The organism is Arthrobacter sp. H35-D1 (genome assembly GCF_030063185.1).
Classification (GTDB): Bacteria; Actinomycetota; Actinomycetes; order Actinomycetales; family Micrococcaceae; genus Specibacter.
On record NZ_JASISP010000003.1, the window covers coordinates 139,391 to 160,217 of the forward strand.

Sequence of the window (20,827 nt, forward strand, 5' to 3'; positions counted from 1 at the left end):
CGAATGAATGGGCTGATTGAGACTATTTCCGCAGGCCGTCGAGGGTTATGGCCAGCACGTCGTCTGCCAGCTTCGCCGCGGATAGGCTGCCTCCTGGTTTGTACCACTCGACGATGGAATTGACGGTGCCGAAGAGCAGTCGGGTGACGGTGGCGGCGGCAATGTCGTCCCGCAGGGAGCCGTCGGACTGTGCCGCGGAAACCAATCCGGTGATGGTGCGGTCGAAAGCGCGGCGGCGTGAGAGCGCCTCCCGTTCCATTTCCGTGTTCCCGCGCAGGCGCAGCAGGAGCGTGACGAAAGGCAGCCGCCCCACCAGCACCGCCACGGTCTGCCTGAGCACAAACTCAAGGCGGGCATCGGGCGTTCCGGAGGTGGCGCCGTCGAGCATTAAAACGCCTTCAAGGCCACCCAGGGCTTCCTCCAGTGCGAGCCGCAGCAGTTCCTCCTTGGATGGCACATGGTGGTAAATGGCTGACTTCGAGATGCCCAGCTTCCCCGCAAGAAGGCCCATCGAGGTGGCCTCATAGCCGTGCAGGTTGAAAACTTCCACGGCAATCCGCAGTACCGACTGCTGGTCATAACCGGGCCGGCCGCGCTTGGCGGCGGGGGCTTGTGTAGCGGCTGGGGGAGTCTTTGGCATGGTCCCTAGTTTCTCACGGGGCCGCGCGTGGCCTGGCCCCGTGGCCTTTGCCGGGGAAGTCACCGGGGGCGGTTGTCGTAGATGCGGCGCAACTTGCCGTTGGAACGTGCCAGCGAGCCGGGTTCGGCGACGTCGACGGCACAGGAGACACCAATGTGGCTTTTGATCTGCGCGCGCAGTGCCAGCGCGGCGGCGGCCCGGTCCTCCGGCGTCGTATTTTCGCGCGGTTCTATATGGACGGTCATCTGGTCCAGGCGCGCCGTGCGGGTCAATTCCAGCTGAAAATGCGGGCTCAGGGCGGGGATGCGCAGGGCGAGTGCCTCAATCTGAGAGGGGAACAGGTTGATGCCGTGCAGGATGATCATGTCGTCGCTGCGTCCGGAGATGCGCGCCATCCTGCGCATGGACGGGCGGGCGGTCCCGGGCAGCAAGCTGGAAAGGTCGTTGGTGCGGTAGCGGATGACCGGCAGCGCCTCCTTGGTCAGCGAGGTGAACACCAGCTCGCCCGTCTGCCCGCCGGGCAGCACCGTGGAATGGTCCATCGGGTCGATGATCTCCGGAATGAAGTGGTCCTCCCATACATGGTCGCCGTCCTTTGTCTCAACGCATTCGCCGGCCACGCCCGGGCCCATGACCTCGGAGAGCCCGTAGATGTCACATGCATCCAGGTCCATGCCGCTTTCCAGTTCATGGCGCATCTCATCGGTCCACGGTTCGGCGCCGCACACGGCAACCTTCAGCGAGGTGCTGCGCGGGTCGATGCCCTGGTGGGCCATCGCGTCCATGAGGGCCAGCAGGTAGGTGGGCGTGCACATGATGGCATCCGGCTCGAAGTCCTGGATCAGCTGGATTTGCTTCTCCGTCTGCCCTCCCGACATGGGAATGACAGTGGTGCCCAGTGCCTCGGCGCCGTAGTGGGCGCCGAGCCCGCCGGTGAACAGCCCGTAGCCGTAGGCGTTGTGGACTTTCATGCCGGGGCGCACGCCGGACGCCCGCATGGACCGCGCCACCAGCGACCCCCAGATGTTGATGTCGTTCCTTGTGTACCCCACCACCGTGGGCCGGCCCGTGGTGCCGGAGCTGGCATGGATGCGCAGCACCTCGCTCTGCGGCACGGCGAACATGCCAAACGGGTACTCCAGCCGCAGGTCTTCCTTGGCGGTGTACGGGAATTTGCTCAGGTCCGCCAGTTCCCTAAGGTCCGTGGGGTGCACTCCCGCCTCGTCGAACTTGCGCTTATACAGCGGCACCCGGTCATAGGCGTAAGCCAGAGTGTGCTGCAGCCGCGTGAGCTGCAGGGCTTCCAACTCGTCGCGGCTCATCAGCTCGGCGGCATCCAGCTGGGAAGGGTCGGCCGGGGCGGTTTCGATCATGATGGCACAGACCTTTCAAAACTTGTGCGGGTGTTCGTGTGAGAGCCGTTCACGTGTAGGGCGGGGATGGTCCGGCTGCGGCCACGGAATTCGGCCACCACGGCGGGCTCGCCGCCGTTTTCGGCGACGACCTGCACGTCGTACAGGCCGCTTCGGCCCTGCTGTTGGCGCCGGTTGGCCACCGCAATGAGCCGCTGACCGGCGCTCGTTGGTGCCAGGAAATTAATGTCCACGCCGGACGCCACTGTCACGCTGTCCCCGTCGCCGCCGGTGGAATTGCAGGCCAGGGCAAAGGCGGAATCCGCGAAGGCGAAGATCATGCCGCCGTGTGTGACGCCAAAGCCGTTCATCATTTCCGTGCGCAGCGTCATGGCGATGGTTGCGCGGCCTTCGCCGAAACTGAGCACCTCGATGCCCAGCCATTCGGAGGCGCTGTCATTGAGCAGGAGCGGGTGCTGTGCCCCGGCTTCGTTGGACGCCATGTGCGCTCCCTGTTCTTTACTGAATGTTCATTAGGTAATTCACTCCAGTATTGCCGTGCCGGAACTCGCAGGCAAGACTGAATTGCATGCAACATAGCGGGCGGATCAAAGACCGAGGGCCTTTGCAGGGGAGATGTTTGTCGTGACGATCAACGCGGGGGGTCGGGAAATGCTGGAGGCGGAGGCCGCCTGCCACCAGTTCTTTCTGGCCCGGATTGACGCCACCCCGGTTTACGGCAAATACAGGCTCACCTCACCCCCAGTCGAGCACTACTTGATCCAAATCTGGCCCGAGACCGGCATTCGCCCACGAGAGACGGTGCGGGACGACGGGTTCGGCGTGGGCGCATAACCCCGGGCCGCATTGTTTGCCGAGTCCTGCCGTTCGTTCGTTGACTGGCCATGAACCGGGCTATATCCTGAACGAACGGTCGGTAATTAGTTTTCGGCCGTGCTGAATTGCACAGAACCGTGTTGACGGGGACAGCGTCGAAGGAGAAGCCATGGCCAACGAGCAACAACTTCAAGATGCCGCCGGAGAAGCCAACTTCGCGACGGTCATCGCCAAGGACTCCCGGATTGAGCCAAAGGACTGGATGCCCGGGGACTACCGCCATGCGTTGGTGCGGCAAATGTCCCAGCACGCGCACTCGGAGATTATCGGCATGCAGCCGGAAGTAAACTGGATCACGCGCGCCCCGAGCCTGAAGCGCAAGGCCATCCTCATGGCGAAGGTGCAGGACGAAGCCGGGCATGGCTTGTATCTGTATTCGGCCACGGAAACGCTGGGCACCACCCGCGACACCATGACGGAACAACTACTGGCCGGCAAGGCCCGGTATTCGTCCATTTTCAACTACCCGGCCGTGAGCTGGGCAGACATGGGCGCCATCGGTTGGATGGTGGACGGTGCCGCGATCACCAACCAAGTTCCGCTGTGCCGGGCATCGTACGGGCCGTATGCCCGGGCCATGGTGCGCATCTGCAAGGAGGAATCCTTCCACCAGCGGCAGGGTTTTGAAATCCTGTTGGAGCTCTCGCACGGCACCCCGGCGCAAAAGGCGATGGCGCAGGATGCGGTGAATCGCTGGTACGCCCCGTCGCTGATGATGTTCGGCCCGCCAGACTCGGATTCGCCGAACTCGGGCAAGTCCATGGCGTGGAACATCAAGCGCTTCAGCAACGACGAATTGCGCTCCCGCTTTGTGGGGATGCTTGCCGAACAGGTCAAGGTGCTTGAGCTGGACCTGCCCGACCCCGAGGTTCGATTCAACGAGGACGCCGGGAAATGGGAGCACGGGCCCCTCGACTGGGAGGAGTTCAAGGAGGTCTTGGCCGGCCGCGGCCCTTGCAACACCCAGCGCATGGAACGCCGTCGCGCCGCGCACGACGACGGTGCCTGGGTTCGTGAGGCCGCCGCAGCCTACGCCGCGAAACAGTCCGCCGCACATGAGACGGCCGCCCGGAAAGCTGCCTAGCCATGTGTCCGGAAACTGAAAGCGCGACGCCGGTCCCCGCCCCGGGTGCCACGCATTGGCCCTTGTGGGAGGTCTTCGTCCGCTCGAACAGGGGATTGAGCCACGTCCATGCAGGGTCGCTGCACGCGCCCGACGCAACCATGGCGCTGCGCAACGCCCGCGACCTCTACACCCGGCGCAATGAAGGCGTGTCTATTTGGGTTGTCCCCTCCGATGCCATCGCCGCCTCCGACCCCGATGCGAAGGGCTCCTTTTTCGAATCCCCGCAGGGCAAGGACTACCGGCATGCAACGTACTACACGAAGAGCGAAGGGGTGAAGCACCTGTGATCCCCACCGGCTCCCCTCACTCGCAAGTCCCCGGCAGCTCCCCTCACTCGCAAGCTCGTGACGGGTCCCGCGCTGCTGTGGGCCCCCGCGACGGGTCCCGCGCCGGCGTGGGCCCATCCACCGGCTCCGAGTCAGACACGGCACACCACCGCAACCCGACGCCCTATTCGCAGGGTGAGAGCTCGGCGTCGGCCACCCGGATCACGCCGGGGAACGCGCTGCGCCCGGAGGACATTGCGCTGGCAGCCGCGGCCGGCACGGCCAAGCCCAGCGAAGGAGTGGCCGAATACGCGCTCCGCCTGGGGGACGACGCGCTGATCCTGGCCCAGCGACTGGGCCATTGGATCTCCCGCGGCCCCGAACTGGAGGAAGACGTGGCGCTGGGCAATATCGCGCTGGACCAACTGGGCCATGCACGCTCATTCCTGAGCTACGCCGGCGCGGCCTGGGGCAAGACCGAGGACGACTTGGCTTACTACCGCAGCGAATCCGAATTCCGCTCGGCACATCTTTTTGAACAACCCAATGGCGACTTTGCGGCCACCATTGCCCGCCAGTTCATCGCCGCCAGCTACCAATATCCTCTCTACCGCGAATTGAGCGGTTCGAGCGACCCCATGCTGGCGGCCATCGCTGCAAAGGCCGTGAAGGAAGTGGATTACCACCTGGACCACAGCACGCAGTGGGTGCTGCGCTTGGGCGGCGGGACAGAGGAATCGCGGCGCCGCATGATCGCCGGGCTGGAGAACATGTGGCCGTATGTCGGCGAGCTGTTCGAGGACGATCCGCTGGCAGCGCACGTGGGGGACGCCGTCGTGGTGCCAACAAGTTTGAAGGATGAATTTGACCGGGCCACAGGGGCGGTCCTGGCGCAAGCAGAACTGGAGGTGCCTGCGCACCCCATGGCCACCGGCGGTGGACGGCGCGGGCGGCACTCGGAGCATTTGGGGTACCTGCTGGCGGAAATGCAGGTCCTGGCACGTGAATTTCCCGGGGCAAGCTGGTGAGCGTCGTGAGAGAAGCGAACACCGCAGGCATCGAAGTCTCGCAGCAGGAGGCGTGGGACATCGCCGCGGCCGTGTGTGATCCCGAGCTGCCCGTCCTGACCATCGCGGATCTGGGCATTCTGCGCGGGGTTGACGTGCGCCCGGCACAGCCTGGCAGCGAAGTGGCCGTGCGGGTGACCATCACGCCGACGTACTCGGGCTGCCCCGCCATGGACACCATCCGCAGCGACGTGCGCGCCGCTTTCGAGAAGGCGGGCCTGCCGGGTGTGGAGGTGGTGACGGTCCTGTCGCCGGCGTGGACCACCGACTGGATGAGCGCCGAGGGCCGGGCAAAGTTGGCGGCGTTTGGGATCGCGCCGCCCACCGGGAAGTCGTCGGCGGGCGGGCACAGCGGCCCGGTGCGGCTGGCCCTGCAGGTCAAGTGTCCGCAGTGCCAGTCGCTGAACACGCGCGAGCTGACGCGATTCGGTTCAACATCCTGCAAGGCGCTCTACGTCTGCGGGGATTGCAAGGAACCGTTCGACTACTTCAAGGTGCTCTGATGAGTGTTCCCGCAAATGCAGCGGCCCGGCGCAGGGTGTCGTTCCACAAACTGACAGTCTCCGAGGTGCGGCGGCTGACGGAGGACGCCATCGAGGTCGCCTTTGCCGTGCCCGCCCGGCTGGCCGGCTTCTACGACTACCTGCCCGGGCAATACGTGGCGCTGCGCCTGCAAATGCCGGACGCCGCCGGGGTGTTCCGCGAGCTGCGGCGCAGCTACTCGATCTGCGCCGTACCTGTGCAATTTCCCGACGGCAGCTCGGAACTGCGGGTCGCCATCAAGCGCGACATCGGCGGCGAGTTCTCCACCTGGGCCAATGCGGAGCTGGCAGTGGGGGCCGCCATGGAAGTCATGAGCCCGCAGGGCGCGTTCATCTCCCGGCACTCCGGGTTCGTGCCGGGCAGTGGAATGTCCGACGGCGCGTCCCCGGCCGACGCTGGAAACCCACCTAACAAGGGTGGTCCCGCCCAGGCAGGCGATCCAGCGGACGGAGACGGTTCAGCGGATGGCGGCGATGCTCCGGCGGCCGCTGCCGGCCATGTGCCCGGGAGCCTCTCCGCAGCTGCAGATGCCGTGAACGTGCTCAACAGCATGAACCACCCGGAGGAGGTGGCCCGCCGTGCCGGAACGTATGTGGCCATCGCGGCGGGCTCCGGCATCACCCCCGTCATGGCGCTGGCAAAATCGCTGCTGGCAGGCAATGACGGCACCCGCCTTGACCTGGTCTACGCGAACAAGGCCGCCATGGATGTCATGTTCCTGGAGGAGCTGGCGGACCTGAAGGACAAGTACCCGCGGCGCTTCGCCCTCCACCACGTGCTCTCGCGGGAGCAACGCATTGCCCCGTTGCTCAGCGGCCGGCTGGACGCGGAAAAGCTGGAGGCGCTGCTGGGGAAGGCCATCCACGCCGACGACGTCGACGAATGGTTTTTGTGCGGGCCGTTTGAGCTGGTCCAGCTGTGCCGCGACGTGCTGGAAGCACGCGGCGTGCCGCACGATGTGGTCCGCTTTGAACTTTTCACCACCGGCCGCCCCGATCACCCCGAAGGGCAGCGCGGGCGCCCCGTCCTGATCGATTCCTCCGAAGAAACCTGCAAGATCACCTTCACCCTCGACGGGCTCACCGCGGATATTCTCAGCCCCGTCCACGCCCGCGAAACCGTCCTCAACGCCGCCCTGCGCGTACGTCCCGACGTGCCGTTCGCCTGCGCCGGCGGCGTGTGCGGCACATGCCGGGCCAAGCTCGTTGCGGGCAACGTCCACATGGATGAAAATTACGCCCTCGAACCGGAGGAACTGGAAGCCGGCTACATCCTCACCTGCCAGTCCCACCCCACCACGCCGGAGGTCAGCGTTGACTACGACGGCTAGTCCCACCCGTCCCAACCAGCCGCTCCCACTCATCCCAAGGAGTCACCGTGATTGAACTTTCCATCAACGATGGCGTTGCCGAGATCGTGCTGAACGCCCCCGAGAAGCTGAACGCGCTCAACGAGGATGCGCTGACTGAGCTGGATGCCGCGTACGACGACGCAGCTGCCGCCGCCACCCTGCCCTTCGGCGCGGAAGGTGCCGTCCGGGCGCTGCTCATCAGGGGAGAGGGACGGGCGTTTTGCGCGGGCCGCGACATTGCCGGAGTGGACGGCGCCAACGACGACGCCCGTGGCTACCTTGAAGGCCTGCTGGCACCCTTGTTGCAAAAGATGGCAGCGTTTCCGGCTCCGACGTTTGCCGCAGCACAGGGCGCCTGCCTGGGCGTGGGGTTGGGGCTACTGATCGCCATGGACGTGGTGTATGTGGCCGAGAATGCCAAGTTTGGTTCGCCGTTTGGCAACCTTGGCGCCACGCTGGATTCCGGCGGGCACTGGCTGTTCACCGAAACGCTCGGTGCACACCGCACGCTTGACCTTGTTTACACCTCGGATTTGATCAGCGGCTCGGAAGCCGTGGCTGCCGGGCTGTTCAGCCGGGCCATGCCGGCCGAAGGCCTGGTGGACTTCACCCGCGCCGCAGCAATCAAGGCTGCCGCCGGACCCACTCTGGCCTTCAACGCCAGCAAAACCCTCGTGGCAGCGATTCGCAGGGAAAGGCTGGGACTGTGGGACGCCGTCGTGCTTGAAAATGAAGCGCAGGTGGCACTCTCGGCAACAGCCGACTATGCGGAGGGGTTTGCCGCCTTCACCGCCAAGCGAAAGCCTGGATTCACCGGGAAGTGACGGTGCCGGCGGGGCGGCGGCTGGCGATGAACGACCAGGCGACCGTCAGGGCGCCGAGAACAAGAAGAATGAACGCTTCGCCGGGGAAGTCGAAGACGCGCAGTGCGATGGCGGCGGCCAGGTAGGGCAGTGCCGCCCATTTTAGCGGCGTGTGCTTGAGTCGGCTGCCCCAAGCGAAGAGCATAAGGGCGAAGTACAAGCTCAATTCAAAGCGTGCGGACCACTCTACAAAGAAGAACATCGCGGCCACGACGACAAGAACCCCTGCAGCTGCGATGGTTTGACGGCGGGCTTCCGTCCCCTTCGTGAAGGACAACGGCAACCAGAGCAGTATGGAGCAGATGACGGGGATCAGCGGTGTCAGCACAAAAACGGGCATGCTGATGGTGGCGGGATCCCCTGAACCGAGCAACAACAGCAATCCCGAGAGCAGCGCCCCCAGACCGGCAGCCATGAAGACCAGTCGGTTCACCGCGGGTGCCTCCTGGGCCGCAACGGCGGATGGGTCGGCAACAGGCTGGTCGGCGGGGAGAGACGTCATGGTTCAATCGTCGCAGGTTAAAGCTGTACCGGATTGCAGTCCGCCGGGTCGCCAGCTGCAGGCTGTCCGGTGCCGGGGGTGCCGTTACGCGGACTTTCTGCGGGCTGGGCGTCTGTTGCCGTTTCTGAGCTGGCTGATGCGTCCGCTGGAAATGCCCAGAAGGGCTGCTGCGTCGTTGGCTGTGATGTGCTCAGCCAGGAGCAGGTTGACCACTTCGCGAGTTTCCTTCGCTGCTTGTTCCTGTGCTCGCTGTGCGGCGACCGTGGCGGTGCGGGAATTGTGAACGCGGACCGCAATTTCCTGGGAGGAGAGTTCTAGATTAATCTCCCAGTCAGAGTGGTCTTCTTCGGGATGCCGGGAGTCGAGGTAGTCACGAACCTGCGCAGGTGCTTTGGCGAGATTGCGCACCTGCGTGATGTTGTCCGGATCAATTTCGAGTTCCCACCCGCCGTCCCAGCGGGTAACGATGACAGTGATGCTGTTCACGAGTTCCGTCTTTTCACTTCCGCGATTGCTTACAGGGCGTTCCGAGGGACGCCCGGCGACACTTCGCGACTTTGGGTAATGATCACTGGTCGAATGAGGGCGGGGTGCGACCACTTCTCATGGTCGCCTTTGCCTTCGACAAGCCGTGAACCCTGCTGCAACCAAAAGCTGGGCCAGCTCTCGATACTTCATCGGCTTCGTCAGAGTTGCTAGTTTAGACCCCCTGAAGTTATTTGAATAGAGGAGGGGATATACGCGGTATGGCTTTCAAGCCTAACCGCTGATCCATGGTGGTGGTTTGCCTTCCAGATGGGTGAGCAGCCGCCAGCTCAGCGGTTGTCCACGTCTTCAAAGATCAGGAACGTCTGGGTATCCAGCACGCCGGCCATGGATTGCAGTTGGTCGAAGACCACCCGCCGCAGTCCCTGGTTGTCTGCGGCACGCACCAACAAAATCACGTCGAAGTCGCCGCCAACCAGCGCAATGTGTTCCACCTCGGGGATGGCACGCAATTCCTCACGCAGCTCCCGCCAGGCGTGCTGGCTGACCTTCAATGTCACGTAGGCGGACGACTTCAGCCCAGCCTTCACCGGATCCACCAGCGCCGTGAACTTCGTCAGCACGCCGCTGGAGGTGAGCTTGGAAATCCGCGCGTAGGCGTGGGCGCGGGAGATGTGGACGGTTTCGGCAACGACGCTGACAGACATCCGGCCGTCGCGGGTGAGCTCGGCAATGATCCGCCTGTCCACGTCGTCCAGCGGATCGGTGGCGTGCCCTTCCATGTGGCTCCTTTGGTGTCAGGTCTTGGGGCTGTGGCCTTCGGAGGCCGGGATTGCCAGCGTCTGGGATGCCCGACGCCGAGAACAACTTGGCGGGCCAACGCGGCATCCGCAGTGCTTGTGTCTTCCAGACTATGGAAAATGAGCGCAAAGTTCCAGAGTTTCCGAGAGTTATGGCGACGTTCCGCTAGAAAACACATACTGAAGTCAACGGAACATCTTTGTTGCTGTGGGGGATCGGCGGGCATGGTTCACACTTGGCCGTCCTGCCACCCGTTGGAAGGAATGAGTGTTCAATGACGAACCATCCGGAATTCTTGGAGCACCCGGGAAACGCTGCACTGTTGGCCGGACGCCAGGGCGAGTACCTGCTTCCATCCGCCATGCCCGTCCAGCTGATAACCGCGGACGGCACTGCCCACACGGGCGGAAAGTACAAGCAAAATTACCCTCTGCCGGACGCCGCAACCCTGCTGGAGGGGTACGGTCAGCTGGTGCTGGGCCGGCGAATCAATGAACAGGCCGGTGCTTTGGTGCGGCAAGGGCGGATGGCGGTGTATCCGTCGTCGTTCGGGCAGGAAGCCTGCCAGGCGGCGGCATACATGGCTTTGCGCCGCAACGACTGGCTGTTCGGCACGTACCGGGACACCGTGGCCATCATGGGCCGCGGCGTGTTGCCCATGGAGGTCTTTGAATCGCTGCGCGGGGACTGGCACAGTGGCTTCGACCCGTATCAGTACAACACGGCACTTCCCGCCACCTCGCTGGCCACGCAGTTGCCGCACGCCGTCGGTGTGGCGCACGCGGCCAAGCTGCGCGGTGAGGACACCGTGGTGCTGGCGCTGTGCGGCGATGGTGCCACGAGCGAAGGCGATTTCCACGTTGCGTTGAACTTCGCTGCAGTCTTCCACGTGCCGGTGGTCTTCCTGATCCAAAACAACCAATACGCCATCTCGGTTCCCCTCATCCACCAGTCCGTGGCGCCGTCGCTGGCACACAAGGCGATTGGCTACGGCATGCCGGGGGAGCGCGTGGACGGCAACGACCTGGCCGCGCTGCTTTCGGTGCTGGGCAGTGCCGTGGAGCGGGCGCGCAACGGCGGTGGCCCAGCGCTCGTTGAGGCGCACACGTATCGGATGGAATCGCACACCAACGCCGATGACGCCACGCGCTACCGCTCCTCGGAGGAAGTGGCCCAATGGGCGCCCAAGGATCCCCTGCTGCGCCTGAAGAAATACCTGCACGACGCCGGACACTTGGGTTCCGCCGAGGCCGAACGTTTCGCCGTGGCTGCCGATGCCGTGGCCAAGACACTGCGCGACGGGATGAACACGCAGAGCACTCCGGAGCCGTTGGACATGTTCAGGTTTGTGTATAGCGAGCCGACGCCGCAACTGCGCGAGCAAAGCAGCCTGTTGGCCGCCGAGCTTGCCGCAGCACAGGAAGGAAGCGTGTCATGACTGCCATGGCGGTGAACCATGCGGAGCTTGCCGGAGTCCAGCAGCTGACCTTCGCCAAGGCCCTGACGCTGGCCATGTCCGATTCCATGGCCGCAGATGCCTCGGTGATTGTCTTTGGCGAAGATGTGGGAACGCTCGGCGGGGTGTTTCGCGTGACGGACGGGCTGCAGGCAAGGTTCGGCGAGGAACGCTGCTTTGACACGCCGCTGGCCGAATCAGGCATTGTTGGCATGGCCACCGGCATGGCGATCAACGGCATGCGCCCGGTGGTGGAGTTGCAGTTCGATGCGTTCGCCTTCCCTGGGTTTGAACAAATCGTCAGCCATGTGGCCAAGATGGGCAACCGCACGCGTGGAAACATCCGCCTGCCACTGGTCATCCGCATCCCCTACGCCGGAGGCATCGGCGGGGTGGAGCACCACTGCGATTCCTCGGAAGGCTACTACGTCCACACCCCGGGACTGACGGTGCTCACGCCGTCGACCGTTGAAGACGCCTACGTCCTGCTCCGAGACTCCATCTCCAGCCCTGACCCGGTGGTGTTCATGGAACCGAAAAAACTGTACTTCTCCAAAGCCACGCTCGACCTTGACGCACTGCGCGCCCGGTACACCCCCGCTTCGGAGCGCGGGGGAGCCAATGCCGTTCCGTCCAGCATCGGGCACGCCGCCGTCGTCCGTGCAGGCACCGACGCCACACTCATCGCCTACGGCCCGTCCGTGGCCCCCGCGCTCGCAGCCGCAGAAACTGCCGCCACCGAGGGCAGGTCCCTGCAGGTTATCGACGTCAGGTCGCTCGTCCCGTTCGACGACGAAACCATCTGTGCCGCGGTCAGGTCCACCGGTCGGGCGGTGGTCATCGCGGAGGCGCCGGGCTTTGCCTCCATGGCTGCCGAAATTGCCGCGCGCATCCAGGAACGCTGCTTCCATTCGCTGGCAGCACCCGTGCTGCGGGTGACAGGGTTCGACATTCCCTACCCAGCCCCCAAACTGGAACAGCACTACCTGCCAGGCGTCGACCGGATTCTGGACGCCGTGGACAAACTTCAATGGGAGGAATCATGAGCAGCCAGGGGCAGGTACAGGCAAACGGACAGGTGTTCCTGTTGCCGGATCTTGGCGAAGGACTCGTCGAAGCCGAGCTCGTCTCGTGGCTGGTGGCTGTGGGAGACCCCGTGCACATTGACCAGCCCATCGCCGAAGTTGAAACCGCCAAGTCTGTGGTGGAGGTGCCTTCGCCCTATGAAGGCACAGTCACCTTATTGCACGGTGCCGAGGGCGACGCCTTGGAAGTCGGCAAGCCGTTGATCACTATCGCAACTGGAGAGACGACGGCAGCTGCGGAGCTTGGCGAAGACGCGCAGACTGGGGAGCCCGCGAAAGACGCGGCGTCCGAGTTGGCTGAGATGGCGCCGGCCTCCGCGGGCTCCCCAGCCGCTGAAACTTCATCGGATGCAGCGGAACCTTCCCTCCCTGCCGCGTCCGGCGGATCCGGAAACGTGCTGGTCGGCTACGGGTCAACAGGGCCCTCGGGGCCCGGTCGCAGCAGGCCGGCTGTCAGGCAGGCACCCCTGGTGGTCTCGCCGCTGGTGCGCAAGCTGGCCCAGGATCATGGAATCGCGCTGCCGGAAATACACGGCTCTGGAAGTGACGGTTTGATTCTGCGGTCGGACGTGGAAGCAGCCATGGCAGCGGAACCACTGGCAGTGCAGGAGCCGGAATCGGAGCCAAATAAGCAGCAGCAGCAACAGCCGAAACAGCCGCAGCCCGAGCCAGTTCCGGCTTCCGCACCCGACGCGAAGCTTCCGACGCAACCACGGCGGCAGGCAGGGGCACGAGCGGGGGAGGAATCCGGCGTCGTGGATCAACGCACGGGCTTGCCAGTGGTGGCCCGGACTCCGTTGACGGGGATGAAGAAAGTGGCCGCGGCAGCGCTGGTGCGCAGCCGCCGGGAGATTCCCGACGCCACTGTCTGGGTGGATGTTGACGCGACCGCCCTGGTGGAACTGCGCCGCGGGATGAAGGCGAAGGGTGCGGCGCCGGGCCTGCTGGCCTTTGTTGCACGGTTCGCGGTTGCAGGGCTGGGCAGGTTCCCGGAACTGAACATGCAGCTGGAGAGCCGCGACGGGCAGGACTCGCTGGTGGAATTTGCCGGCATCAACGTGGGCTTTGCCACGCAGACCGAACGCGGTCTGGTGGTGCCGGTGCTCCGCAATGCCCAGGGGCGAACTGCCAGGGAGTTGGACGATGCCATCGGGGTATTGACGGAGCGGGCGCTGGCGGGGCACTCCGGGACGGCGGAACTGGCGGGCGGCACGTTCACCATCAACAACTACGGCGTGCTGGGCGTGGACGGCTCGGCGGCCATTATCAACCACCCGGAGGCGGCGATGCTGGGACTGGGGCGCATCATGGACAAACCGTGGGTAGTGGACGGTCAATTGTGCGTGCGGAAAATGACGGAGCTGACGCTCGCGTTCGACCACCGCGTCTGCGACGGCGCCGTGGCAGCAGGGTTCCTGCGTTTTGTGGCCGACGCCATGGAAAACCCGGCGGGAGTGCTGGCCGAGCTCTAGGCGGGGTGTGGTCCTTGATGATGGGCTTGTTGTGCGTATAGGCTGTACATACACCCCCAGATGCTTAGGCTACTGGTTAGAAGGCTCCGCTGATGTGGGGCCTTCGGAATTTAACGTCCATTGTTTGGTCGGTGAACCACACCATGAGCATCCGCGATGGATGGTGGCAGCTGGCAGGCACGCAAGTCATCGCCAGTGATGCGTCGAATAAGCATGGGTCCGGTTTGTCGGAGCTCGTTGCTGGTGCGCTTGGAATCCATTGGGCTCAGGAGAATCGTCTTTGCGTTCAGTTTCTCTTGGATCTTGCGCATGGGTGTGACCAGGTCTGAATCGTTGGACAGTATGGCGTAGGCGCTCGCGTCACACCTGAAGGCATCAAGCAGGGCATGGCTGGCCAGATTGACATCGGAACCCTTCTCTTCAGTCTTTTTGACTTTCACATAGATCGGCATTCCGTCTGAGCCCAGCTTGGTGGGATGTAGCGGCATGACACGGGGATCAATCCGAAACTTTCCGAGGTAGATTTTTGTCCGCGGCAATGTTGCAAGGGCACGAAGATACGCTTGCTGCCGCTGTGGAGACTGAACATCAGAACCAGGGCCTACTTTGATCGAATTTGCTCCGCGCAGACCTCTTCCGTGAGGGAGGGGTTAGCGGGTTTTGGGTCGTCCAACTTTCTTACTGGGCTCTCGCTGGTTTTGGATGTAGGTCTGGATGGTTTCAACGGTTGCCCCACCACTGGAAAGGGCCATGTAGGACGGTGACCAGAAGTGGTCTCCCCAGAGAACTTGCTGTACTTCAGGGTATTGCTTGGCCCGAATTTCTCGGGAGGTGTTGGTCTTTATGGCGCCGATCAGCTTCGAGAGTTGCACCTTGGGTGGGTAGTCGATCAACAGATGCAGGTGGTCACTTTCTCCGTGAGCCTCAACGAGGGTGCTTTCAAACCTTTTGCATGATTCGTGGGCCACCGCAATGAGGTGCTCTCGCACTCTGTCGGTGATGGGTCCGCGCCGGTATTTGGTGACCAAGATGATGTGGACAGATAATTTATAAACCACATGTCTACCAGTACGGTAGTCTTCTTTATTTGCAGTCATGCTGATATTATAGACCCATGAGTTTGAAGCAGCGACTGTACCCCAGTGAAGAGCAGGTAGCTCTTATGGCGATGCACGCTGATCATGCCCGTTTCATTTACAACATTGCTCTTGAACAACGCTCGCTGTGGACACCGGCTAAGCGCTATTCACCTCACAAAATCACGTACAACACCCAGGCTAGGGAATTAACTGAGCTCCGCAAGGACACTGATTGGCTGCGTGCTGGTTCTACGGTGGTGCAGCAAGGTGCTTTACGTGATCTGGACATCGCCTTCAAGCGTTTCTTTGCCCGGCAAGGCAGCTACCCTCAGTTCAAATCAGCCATGTCCGGCAAGGACGGGTTCGCTATCCGTGATGTGTCCCTGCGGAGAATCAACCGGAAATGGGCCCTGATCCTGATTCCTAAGGTCGGTTGGGTTCGTTTCAGGCTCAGCTACCCGTGGGCTGAGGCGAAGGCAGCTACTAGCGCGAGGGCTACTTTTCGTGCTGGTCTATGGCATGTTTCCCTCACAACGCCGCCGCGTGCGAAGGTGTTCGCCAATACTGGCCGCGTGGTGGGAATTGATCGTGGCGTAAAGAACACGGTCGCCACCAATGAAGGGAATCTGGATACCATCCCTGGGTTCAGCACAGGGGAGCAAGCACGATTCCTGGCGTTGGAGCGAAAACTCGCAACCCAGACTAAAGGCTCCAACCGTCGCCAGGGGACCCTGAAAGCTCTAGCAACATTGCGGGGCAAGCTAAGTAATCGACGTACTGATTGGGTGGAGCAGAACACCACATCCCTGGCACGTAGCTACGATCTGGCGGTGCTGGAGAACCTTCAAATCAGCAACATGACTCGCAAACCAAAGCCTAAGAAAGACCCAGAAAAAGCTGGGGCTTATTTGCCGAACGGGGCTGCGGCTAAGGCTGGGCTGAACCGGGTCATTCTCGCCTCCTGCTGGGGAATGTTTGCGACCCGGCTGGAACAGAAAATGAACGTGATCAAGGTAAGCCCGGTCAACACTTCTCGTGAATGTCGTCTCTGCCACCATGTCTCGCCAAAGAACCGCAAGAGCCAAGCGGTTTTTGAATGCGAAAGCTGTGGACACGAAGAGCACGCAGACATCAACGCGGCCAAGAACATTCTGAACCGCGCACTCAGCACCCCAACCCGAGGACATTCGGGGGCTCGGGCGAAGAAGCCAGCTTCAACGCCAATCAAACACCTACAAGCCGCGCAAGCGGCCTAAGGAATCCCCTTCCGAAAGGGAGGGGAGGATGTCAAAATCGCCGTGAAGTACCGAACCCGAGCGATCTCATATTCGGGTAGCAAGCGCTGAGCCAAGCCTTCAATGTCCAACCATCTGCATTCTGGATGTTTCGAGAGTTTCCGGCGGAACAGATTGAGGCCATCAATATAGACATTGGCCAGTGGCTTGCTGCCGGTCGCTACAAGTGGATCGTCTGGGCCATCATGAAGCCAGCCTACAGACCCCCATAAATAGTCCAAGGTGAATGGACCCTTAGGCTGGGGGCACGCGGCCAGACCGGCCGGGCAGAATCGGAGGACCCGTGGTGCAACAGGACGCTGGGCCCTGGGAGGCGCTGGGCCGAGGAAGCTTTGTGCTGCGCAGCAGTGCGGCACGGGCGCTTGTGAACATTGGGCTGGTGGTGGGTTCCGAGCGGGCACTCGTCATCGACACAGGTTGCGGCCCCCGCCACGCTGCAGAGATCCTGACCGCCGTGCGGGCCGTGACCACCCTGCCGCTGGTGGTCGCCAACACGCACGCGCACTGGGATCACTTCTTCGGCAACGCGGTCTTTCGAGCTGAGGGTGCCACTCGTGATGGCGCCAAGTACAACAGTTCCAAGCACGACGGCGGCCCGGACTTTTGGGCGCACGCAGCCGCCGCGCGAGCCATGGCCGAGACGGCGGAGTCGCAGCGGGTTTTTGTGGACGGTCCGGAGCCGGAAATGGCTGCCGGAGACGGGGTGGGAACGGAGATTGTGGCTCCCACCCACCTGCTTGGCTCCGAAGGTTCAGCCGGGGTGGCACAAACGGGGACGCCTGTGGTGCTGGACCTTGGCGGCATCAGCGTGGAACTTTTTACGCTGGGGCGCGGGCACACCGACGGCGATCTCATGGTGGGCGCGCCTGGCGTTCTCTTCACCGGGGACGTTGTGGAGGAAGGTGCCGAGCCGTCCTTTGAAGACTCCCACCCCGCCGAGTGGATTGCCGTGCTGCGACGCCTGGCCGGCATGGGCGCACAGTACCCGGTCATGATTCCAGGCCACGGACGCCCCGTGGACGCTGCGTTTGCCGCAGCGATGGCGGACACCATGGAGAGGGGCGGTCCGCACAGGCACCCGCGGTGAGGGAGACTGGTGAACTGCGGGCGTAGTGTTGAGACAGTGAGCAAAACAGCGAATCCCGGCGACTTTAGCCTGTGGTCCATCGCCATTCCGGCGTTTGGGCCATCCTTGCTGTTTGGCATTGGCGAAGGTGCCATCCTGCCGATCATTCCGCTCAGTGCCCGCGAGATGGGCTCCTCCCTGGCCGGCGCCGCCCTTGTGGTGGCGCTGATTGGCATTGGTTCGCTGGTCAGCAACATTCCTGCCTCCATCGTCACGGACAAATTCGGTGAACGTCGGGGCATGATGGGCGCAGCAGGATTGAGCCTGGTGGCCTTGCTGCTGTGTGTTTTCTCAACGAACCTGGGGCAGTTTGCCGCCGGGGTGTTCTTGATCGGCGCAGCAGCAGCCGTCTTCAACCTGGCCCGGCAAAGCTATCTGACCGAGGCGGTTCCGGCGTTCCTGCGAGCCCGGGCCATGTCCACGCTGGGCGGTGTCGGGAGGATCGGGCTTTTCGCCGGACCGTTCATCGGTGCCCTCGTGATCCACCTGGTGGGCCTGTCCGGTGCCTACTGGGTGGCCGCCGTGGCCATGGCAGCCGCCGGATCGTTGGCCTGGTGGCTGCCGGACCTTGTCGGCGACACCACCACTGGCCCTAAGGGGCCCGCCCCCACGATTCGTTCACTGGTCCAGGCCCACCGCAGAGTGTTTTTGACCGTGGGAATCGGGGTGCTGCTCGTCAGTGCCGTGAGGTCCTCGCGGCAAGTGGTGGTGCCGTTGTGGGCCGACAACCTGGGACTGAGCCCTGCGACGACGTCGCTGATTTACGGGCTGTCCGGGGCCATCGACATGCTGGTCTTTTATCCGGCCGGACGGGTCATGGACAAGAAGGGCCGCAGCGCGGTGGCCGTGCCGTCCATGGTCCTCATGGGGATCGCACTGTTGCTCACTCCGCTGACAAACGGTGCCGCATCGCTGCTGCTGGTGGCCTTGCTCATTGGCTTTGGCAACGGCATTGGCTCCGGGCTCATCATGACCCTGGGTGCAGACTATGCACCCCGCCGCGGCCGGCCCCAGTTCCTGGGTGTCTGGCGCTTCTTCTCCGACATTGGCGGTTCCGGCGGCCCGGCCGTTTTGGCTGGGCTGACCGCCGTGGCCACCTTGTCCTTTGGCATTGCCGCCACTGGACTCCTGGGCCTGGCGGCTGCCGCCATGCTGGGGTATTGGATTCCGCGCAACAACGCTGCCGCCCACTGAACACCGCTCCCCACTGAACGCTGCCGCCCACTGAAGGCAGCTGCAAAAAGTTGTTGACGCGCAGGCCGGGGCCGCGAATCATTGAAACATGAACTCCCAATTTGATGCCGTGTGGCAAGCCTTGGAAGCAAAGGTGGAGTCGGGATGGGCACCCGGAATGGTCGCCGGGATCCGCTACCGGGGAAGCACGGAGTATTTTGCCACGGGAGTGCGCACCCTGGGCCAGCCGGCGAAGATGCGCAAGGACACGCCGTTCCGGATTGCGTCCCTCAGCAAGCCGCTGGCCGGAGCGGTGGCCGTGTCAATGATTGCCGACGGCACCTTGGCGCTTGACGACCCGGCAGACATTTGGCTGCCTGAACTGGCGTATCCCCGGGTGCTGAGCCGCCCGGACGCCGCTTTGTCGAGCACCGTTGCCGCGGAGCACGAGATCACAGTGCGGCAGCTGCTGAGCCTCACCCACGGCCTGGGCGCCATCTTTGATGACACCCCGCTGGCACAAGCCATGGACGCGGCCGGCCTGTCTCCGGGCCCGCTCCCACCGGCGATGACCGCCGACGAGTACATGTCCCGTGTGGCCGAGTTGCCGCTGGCACACCAGCCCGGCACCAGGTGGAGCTACCACGTGGGCAGCGAAATTCTCTCCGTCCTGCTGGCCCGCGCCGGCCAGGCCTCGCTGCAACAGATCCTGCGGGAACGCATCACCGGCCCCCTCGGCATGGAATCAACCGGGTTCACCGCCGACCCCGACAGGCTGCCCACCGCCTATCAGCCCAGGGCCGGCGGGCTTGGCGTTTTTGACGAACCCGGCGGGGTGTTTTCGCAGCCGCCACCGTTCGAATCGCTGGCGGCGGGCCTGGTTTCCACCGTGCCCGACTACCTGAACTTTCTCGCAGCCCTTGCGGGCGACACCCTGCTTCCTGCCGGTCTCCGCGCGCAAATGACAAGCGACCAGCTCACTCCCCGGCAGAAGGTTGGCTTGGCGGGGATGGTGGGGCCGGGGGAGTCCTGGGGTTGGCAGCTGTCGGTGGAGACCGGGCCGCTGGAAACCGGGGGCGGCACGGCAGCGCCCGCGAAACCGTGGCATGCCGCCGGCCGCTACGGATGGACGGGCGGACTCGGGACCACCGCCTATGTGGACCCCTCCCGGGACCTCATTGGCGTCTTGTTCACCCAGCGGCTGATGGACGGCCCCAACGAGGACTTTTCCTATTTTTGGGAGCCGCTGGCAGGCTCGCTCGAGCCCGCCACGGACTGCGGCGGGCCAAAGGACTAACGCCGGGAACGCCGTCGTACCGGGAACGTCAAGAGCAGCGTGCCGGCAATCGTCAGCCCGGACCCGGCCGCCACGATCTGGGCGACTCCCACCAGAAAATAGCTGATGGTGCTGGTCCCACCGGTGGCCGTGACATGGCGCAGCAGCAAAGCTGCAGCGACCCCGGCCAGCACGGCAGCCAGCGCCGACCAGCCCGTCCACCAGCGCGAGGAGGCCCAATGGCTGCCCGAGCCCAGCCACACATTCCACCGAGGGCCGGAGCGCAGGATGAAAAGTGCGGCCAGAGCCGTCCAAAACGACACGATGAAGAAGGCCGCCACGACGTCGGACGGTCGGTGCCACTGGTTGATGAGCGTGGAAATCCCGGCCATGATGGCGTAGCTTCCACCCACAAAAGCCGCGGCAGGGCGCAACCGTGGCGAGACCACAAGGAACACCGCGGCCGCCGCACTGGCTGCCAGCGTGCTGTGTCCCGACGGCAGCGAGTTCAACGCCAGCGTGTTCACGCCAAGGTCCGGCCGATCGGGCAGCCCGGCCTTGATGAGCTGGGTTGAAAGGTTCGCGGCGGCCATGGCGGCAAGCGCGATGCCGGCCGCTTTCCACCGCCTTCGTGCCAGGGTGACGAACAGCACCACCACCACGGCAAGAACCACCGAGGTCACCGGCAAAAGATCGAGCACCTGCGCGCTCTGCACGCCAATCCGCCGGCGGACCACGGCGGCCTCGACCAGGGCGGACTCGTCGATGAACTGGCCCGTGGTGGTTTTGATGTAAAAGCGGTAGCTCAGCAGCAGTCCGGCCAGGCAGATGCTGGCCGCGCCCACAAACGGCCAGGCTGCAATGCGCACTGTTGTGCGGCCGCGCTGGCCGGGACTGTGGTGTGCTGCAGGGGTTTTCATCGCTTTTAGGTTCCCACAGATTCATGGGAGCTTGCTGACGCGGGGCTACAG

At 63.7% G+C, this 20,827-nt stretch carries 23 protein-coding genes; 14 read left to right on the plus strand and 9 right to left on the minus strand.

The annotated features are described in order from the left end of the window. Positions 1–22: 22 nt before the first annotated feature. The 3 genes from QMG25_RS05785 to paaI are packed head-to-tail and all read right to left on the minus strand — an operon-like array spanning position 23 to position 2,495. Entirely contained in the window at positions 23–640 is a 618-nt protein-coding gene (locus tag QMG25_RS05785; protein WP_283458165.1) for a TetR/AcrR family transcriptional regulator, read from the minus strand. 59 nt (positions 641–699) lie between these two features. Continuing rightward, entirely contained in the window at positions 700–2,013 is a 1,314-nt protein-coding gene (gene paaK / locus QMG25_RS05790; protein ID WP_283458168.1) for a phenylacetate--CoA ligase PaaK, read from the minus strand. Then, on the minus strand, positions 2,010–2,495 hold the full coding sequence (gene paaI, locus QMG25_RS05795) for a hydroxyphenylacetyl-CoA thioesterase PaaI (RefSeq protein WP_283458169.1): 486 nt from the start codon (positions 2,493–2,495) through the stop codon (positions 2,010–2,012). The genes paaK and paaI overlap by 4 nt, the downstream gene beginning before the upstream one ends. A 142-nt stretch (positions 2,496–2,637) precedes the next feature. Here paaI and QMG25_RS05800 point away from each other — a divergent pair, with 142 nt between their 5' ends. The 7 genes from QMG25_RS05800 to QMG25_RS05830 all read left to right on the plus strand — a co-directional run bounded on the left by QMG25_RS05800 (position 2,638) and on the right by QMG25_RS05830 (position 8,066). Next, positions 2,638–2,847, plus strand: coding sequence for a hypothetical protein (locus tag QMG25_RS05800; protein WP_283458172.1), 210 nt, complete (start codon positions 2,638–2,640; stop codon positions 2,845–2,847). A gap of 151 nt (positions 2,848–2,998) precedes the next feature. Continuing rightward, positions 2,999–3,973: a 1,2-phenylacetyl-CoA epoxidase subunit PaaA gene (gene paaA / locus QMG25_RS05805; RefSeq protein ID WP_283458174.1), complete on the plus strand. Its 975-nt coding sequence runs from the start codon at positions 2,999–3,001 to the stop codon at positions 3,971–3,973. Positions 3,974–3,975: 2 nt separating this feature from the next. Then, complete coding sequence (paaB, locus tag QMG25_RS05810) at positions 3,976–4,302, plus strand: 1,2-phenylacetyl-CoA epoxidase subunit PaaB (RefSeq protein WP_283458176.1); 327 nt, start codon at positions 3,976–3,978, stop codon at positions 4,300–4,302. A gap of 107 nt (positions 4,303–4,409) precedes the next feature. Next, positions 4,410–5,309: a 1,2-phenylacetyl-CoA epoxidase subunit PaaC gene (gene paaC / locus QMG25_RS05815; RefSeq protein ID WP_283458179.1), complete on the plus strand. Its 900-nt coding sequence runs from the start codon at positions 4,410–4,412 to the stop codon at positions 5,307–5,309. Next, positions 5,303–5,851: a 1,2-phenylacetyl-CoA epoxidase subunit PaaD gene (gene paaD / locus QMG25_RS05820; RefSeq protein ID WP_502866362.1), complete on the plus strand. Its 549-nt coding sequence runs from the start codon at positions 5,303–5,305 to the stop codon at positions 5,849–5,851. The genes paaC and paaD overlap by 7 nt, the downstream gene beginning before the upstream one ends. Next, the gene (locus tag QMG25_RS05825; RefSeq protein ID WP_283458181.1) at positions 5,851–7,221 is read left to right on the plus strand and encodes a 2Fe-2S iron-sulfur cluster-binding protein; all 1,371 of its coding nucleotides are present in this window, start codon (positions 5,851–5,853) and stop codon (positions 7,219–7,221) included. Before paaD ends, QMG25_RS05825 begins: the two co-directional genes overlap by 1 nt. Positions 7,222–7,268: 47 nt before the next feature. Then, positions 7,269–8,066 (plus strand): enoyl-CoA hydratase/isomerase family protein, encoded by a 798-nt coding sequence (locus tag QMG25_RS05830; protein ID WP_283458184.1) that lies wholly within the window; start codon positions 7,269–7,271, stop codon positions 8,064–8,066. On the opposite strand, the gene QMG25_RS05835 is transcribed toward QMG25_RS05830, so the two are convergent. The 3 genes from QMG25_RS05835 to QMG25_RS05845 form a co-directional block, all read right to left on the minus strand. Continuing rightward, positions 8,053–8,607 carry a hypothetical protein gene (locus QMG25_RS05835; protein WP_283458186.1) on the minus strand — a complete coding sequence of 185 codons (555 nt, stop codon included), beginning with the start codon at positions 8,605–8,607 and terminating at the stop codon, positions 8,053–8,055. The genes QMG25_RS05830 and QMG25_RS05835 overlap by 14 nt on opposite strands. An 84-nt stretch (positions 8,608–8,691) precedes the next feature. After that, complete coding sequence (locus tag QMG25_RS05840; RefSeq protein WP_283458188.1) at positions 8,692–9,093, minus strand: antitoxin HicB; 402 nt, start codon at positions 9,091–9,093, stop codon at positions 8,692–8,694. Between the two features lie 329 nt (positions 9,094–9,422). Beyond that, positions 9,423–9,875, minus strand: a complete 453-nt coding sequence (locus QMG25_RS05845) for an Lrp/AsnC family transcriptional regulator (protein ID WP_283458190.1) — start codon at positions 9,873–9,875, stop codon at positions 9,423–9,425. Positions 9,876–10,168: 293 nt separating this feature from the next. On the opposite strand from QMG25_RS05845, the gene QMG25_RS05850 reads away from it, so the two are divergent. Genes QMG25_RS05850 through QMG25_RS05860 form a run of 3 tightly spaced genes read left to right on the plus strand, consistent with a single transcriptional unit; the run spans position 10,169 to position 13,907 of the window. Then, a complete protein-coding gene (locus QMG25_RS05850; RefSeq protein ID WP_283458192.1) occupies positions 10,169–11,332 on the plus strand; it encodes a thiamine pyrophosphate-dependent enzyme in 1,164 nt (387 codons plus the stop codon). After that, positions 11,329–12,396, plus strand: coding sequence for an alpha-ketoacid dehydrogenase subunit beta (locus tag QMG25_RS05855; RefSeq protein ID WP_283458194.1), 1,068 nt, complete (start codon positions 11,329–11,331; stop codon positions 12,394–12,396). Before QMG25_RS05850 ends, QMG25_RS05855 begins: the two co-directional genes overlap by 4 nt. After that, complete coding sequence (locus QMG25_RS05860; RefSeq protein ID WP_283458196.1) at positions 12,393–13,907, plus strand: dihydrolipoamide acetyltransferase family protein; 1,515 nt, start codon at positions 12,393–12,395, stop codon at positions 13,905–13,907. Before QMG25_RS05855 ends, QMG25_RS05860 begins: the two co-directional genes overlap by 4 nt. A gap of 110 nt (positions 13,908–14,017) precedes the next feature. Here the strand turns inward: QMG25_RS05860 and QMG25_RS05865 are convergent, their stop codons facing one another. Together QMG25_RS05865 and tnpA are read right to left on the minus strand one after the other, a co-directional pair. Continuing rightward, on the minus strand, positions 14,018–14,446 hold the full coding sequence (locus tag QMG25_RS05865) for an NYN domain-containing protein (protein ID WP_349307112.1): 429 nt from the start codon (positions 14,444–14,446) through the stop codon (positions 14,018–14,020). Between the two features lie 111 nt (positions 14,447–14,557). Next, a complete protein-coding gene (gene tnpA / locus QMG25_RS05870) occupies positions 14,558–15,004 on the minus strand; it encodes an IS200/IS605 family transposase (protein WP_283458202.1) in 447 nt (148 codons plus the stop codon). 17 nt (positions 15,005–15,021) lie between these two features. Between tnpA and QMG25_RS05875 the strand changes: the two genes are divergently transcribed. The 4 genes from QMG25_RS05875 to QMG25_RS05890 all read left to right on the plus strand — a co-directional run bounded on the left by QMG25_RS05875 (position 15,022) and on the right by QMG25_RS05890 (position 19,877). Beyond that, positions 15,022–16,242, plus strand: coding sequence for an RNA-guided endonuclease InsQ/TnpB family protein (locus tag QMG25_RS05875; RefSeq protein WP_283458205.1), 1,221 nt, complete (start codon positions 15,022–15,024; stop codon positions 16,240–16,242). Between the two features lie 325 nt (positions 16,243–16,567). After that, positions 16,568–17,368 carry an MBL fold metallo-hydrolase gene (locus tag QMG25_RS05880; RefSeq protein WP_283458207.1) on the plus strand — a complete coding sequence of 267 codons (801 nt, stop codon included), beginning with the start codon at positions 16,568–16,570 and terminating at the stop codon, positions 17,366–17,368. A gap of 36 nt (positions 17,369–17,404) precedes the next feature. Continuing rightward, on the plus strand, positions 17,405–18,601 hold the full coding sequence (locus QMG25_RS05885; protein ID WP_283458209.1) for an MFS transporter: 1,197 nt from the start codon (positions 17,405–17,407) through the stop codon (positions 18,599–18,601). 88 nt (positions 18,602–18,689) lie between these two features. Further along, the gene (locus QMG25_RS05890; protein ID WP_283458211.1) at positions 18,690–19,877 is read left to right on the plus strand and encodes a serine hydrolase domain-containing protein; all 1,188 of its coding nucleotides are present in this window, start codon (positions 18,690–18,692) and stop codon (positions 19,875–19,877) included. Here QMG25_RS05890 and QMG25_RS05895 read toward each other — a convergent pair. Next, a complete protein-coding gene (locus QMG25_RS05895) occupies positions 19,874–20,776 on the minus strand; it encodes a phosphatase PAP2 family protein (protein WP_283458213.1) in 903 nt (300 codons plus the stop codon). The genes QMG25_RS05890 and QMG25_RS05895 overlap by 4 nt on opposite strands. Between the last annotated feature and the right edge of the window lie 51 nt (positions 20,777–20,827).

Coding starts and splice junctions, on each gene's coding strand:
- QMG25_RS05890 (WP_283458211.1), top strand. CDS start 18,690: ATGAACTCCCAATTTGATGCCGTGTGGCAAGCCTTGGAAGCAAAGGTG.
- QMG25_RS05785 (WP_283458165.1), bottom strand. CDS start 640: ATGCCAAAGACTCCCCCAGCCGCTACACAAGCCCCCGCCGCCAAGCGC.
- QMG25_RS05845 (WP_283458190.1), bottom strand. CDS start 9,875: ATGGAAGGGCACGCCACCGATCCGCTGGACGACGTGGACAGGCGGATC.
- paaI (WP_283458169.1), bottom strand. CDS start 2,495: ATGGCGTCCAACGAAGCCGGGGCACAGCACCCGCTCCTGCTCAATGAC.
- QMG25_RS05835 (WP_283458186.1), bottom strand. CDS start 8,607: ATGACGTCTCTCCCCGCCGACCAGCCTGTTGCCGACCCATCCGCCGTT.
- QMG25_RS05875 (WP_283458205.1), top strand. CDS start 15,022: ATGAGTTTGAAGCAGCGACTGTACCCCAGTGAAGAGCAGGTAGCTCTT.
- tnpA (WP_283458202.1), bottom strand. CDS start 15,004: ATGACTGCAAATAAAGAAGACTACCGTACTGGTAGACATGTGGTTTAT.
- QMG25_RS05860 (WP_283458196.1), top strand. CDS start 12,393: ATGAGCAGCCAGGGGCAGGTACAGGCAAACGGACAGGTGTTCCTGTTG.
- QMG25_RS05850 (WP_283458192.1), top strand. CDS start 10,169: ATGACGAACCATCCGGAATTCTTGGAGCACCCGGGAAACGCTGCACTG.
- paaA (WP_283458174.1), top strand. CDS start 2,999: ATGGCCAACGAGCAACAACTTCAAGATGCCGCCGGAGAAGCCAACTTC.
- paaK (WP_283458168.1), bottom strand. CDS start 2,013: ATGATCGAAACCGCCCCGGCCGACCCTTCCCAGCTGGATGCCGCCGAG.
- QMG25_RS05855 (WP_283458194.1), top strand. CDS start 11,329: ATGACTGCCATGGCGGTGAACCATGCGGAGCTTGCCGGAGTCCAGCAG.
- QMG25_RS05825 (WP_283458181.1), top strand. CDS start 5,851: ATGAGTGTTCCCGCAAATGCAGCGGCCCGGCGCAGGGTGTCGTTCCAC.
- QMG25_RS05895 (WP_283458213.1), bottom strand. CDS start 20,776: ATGAAAACCCCTGCAGCACACCACAGTCCCGGCCAGCGCGGCCGCACA.
- paaB (WP_283458176.1), top strand. CDS start 3,976: ATGTGTCCGGAAACTGAAAGCGCGACGCCGGTCCCCGCCCCGGGTGCC.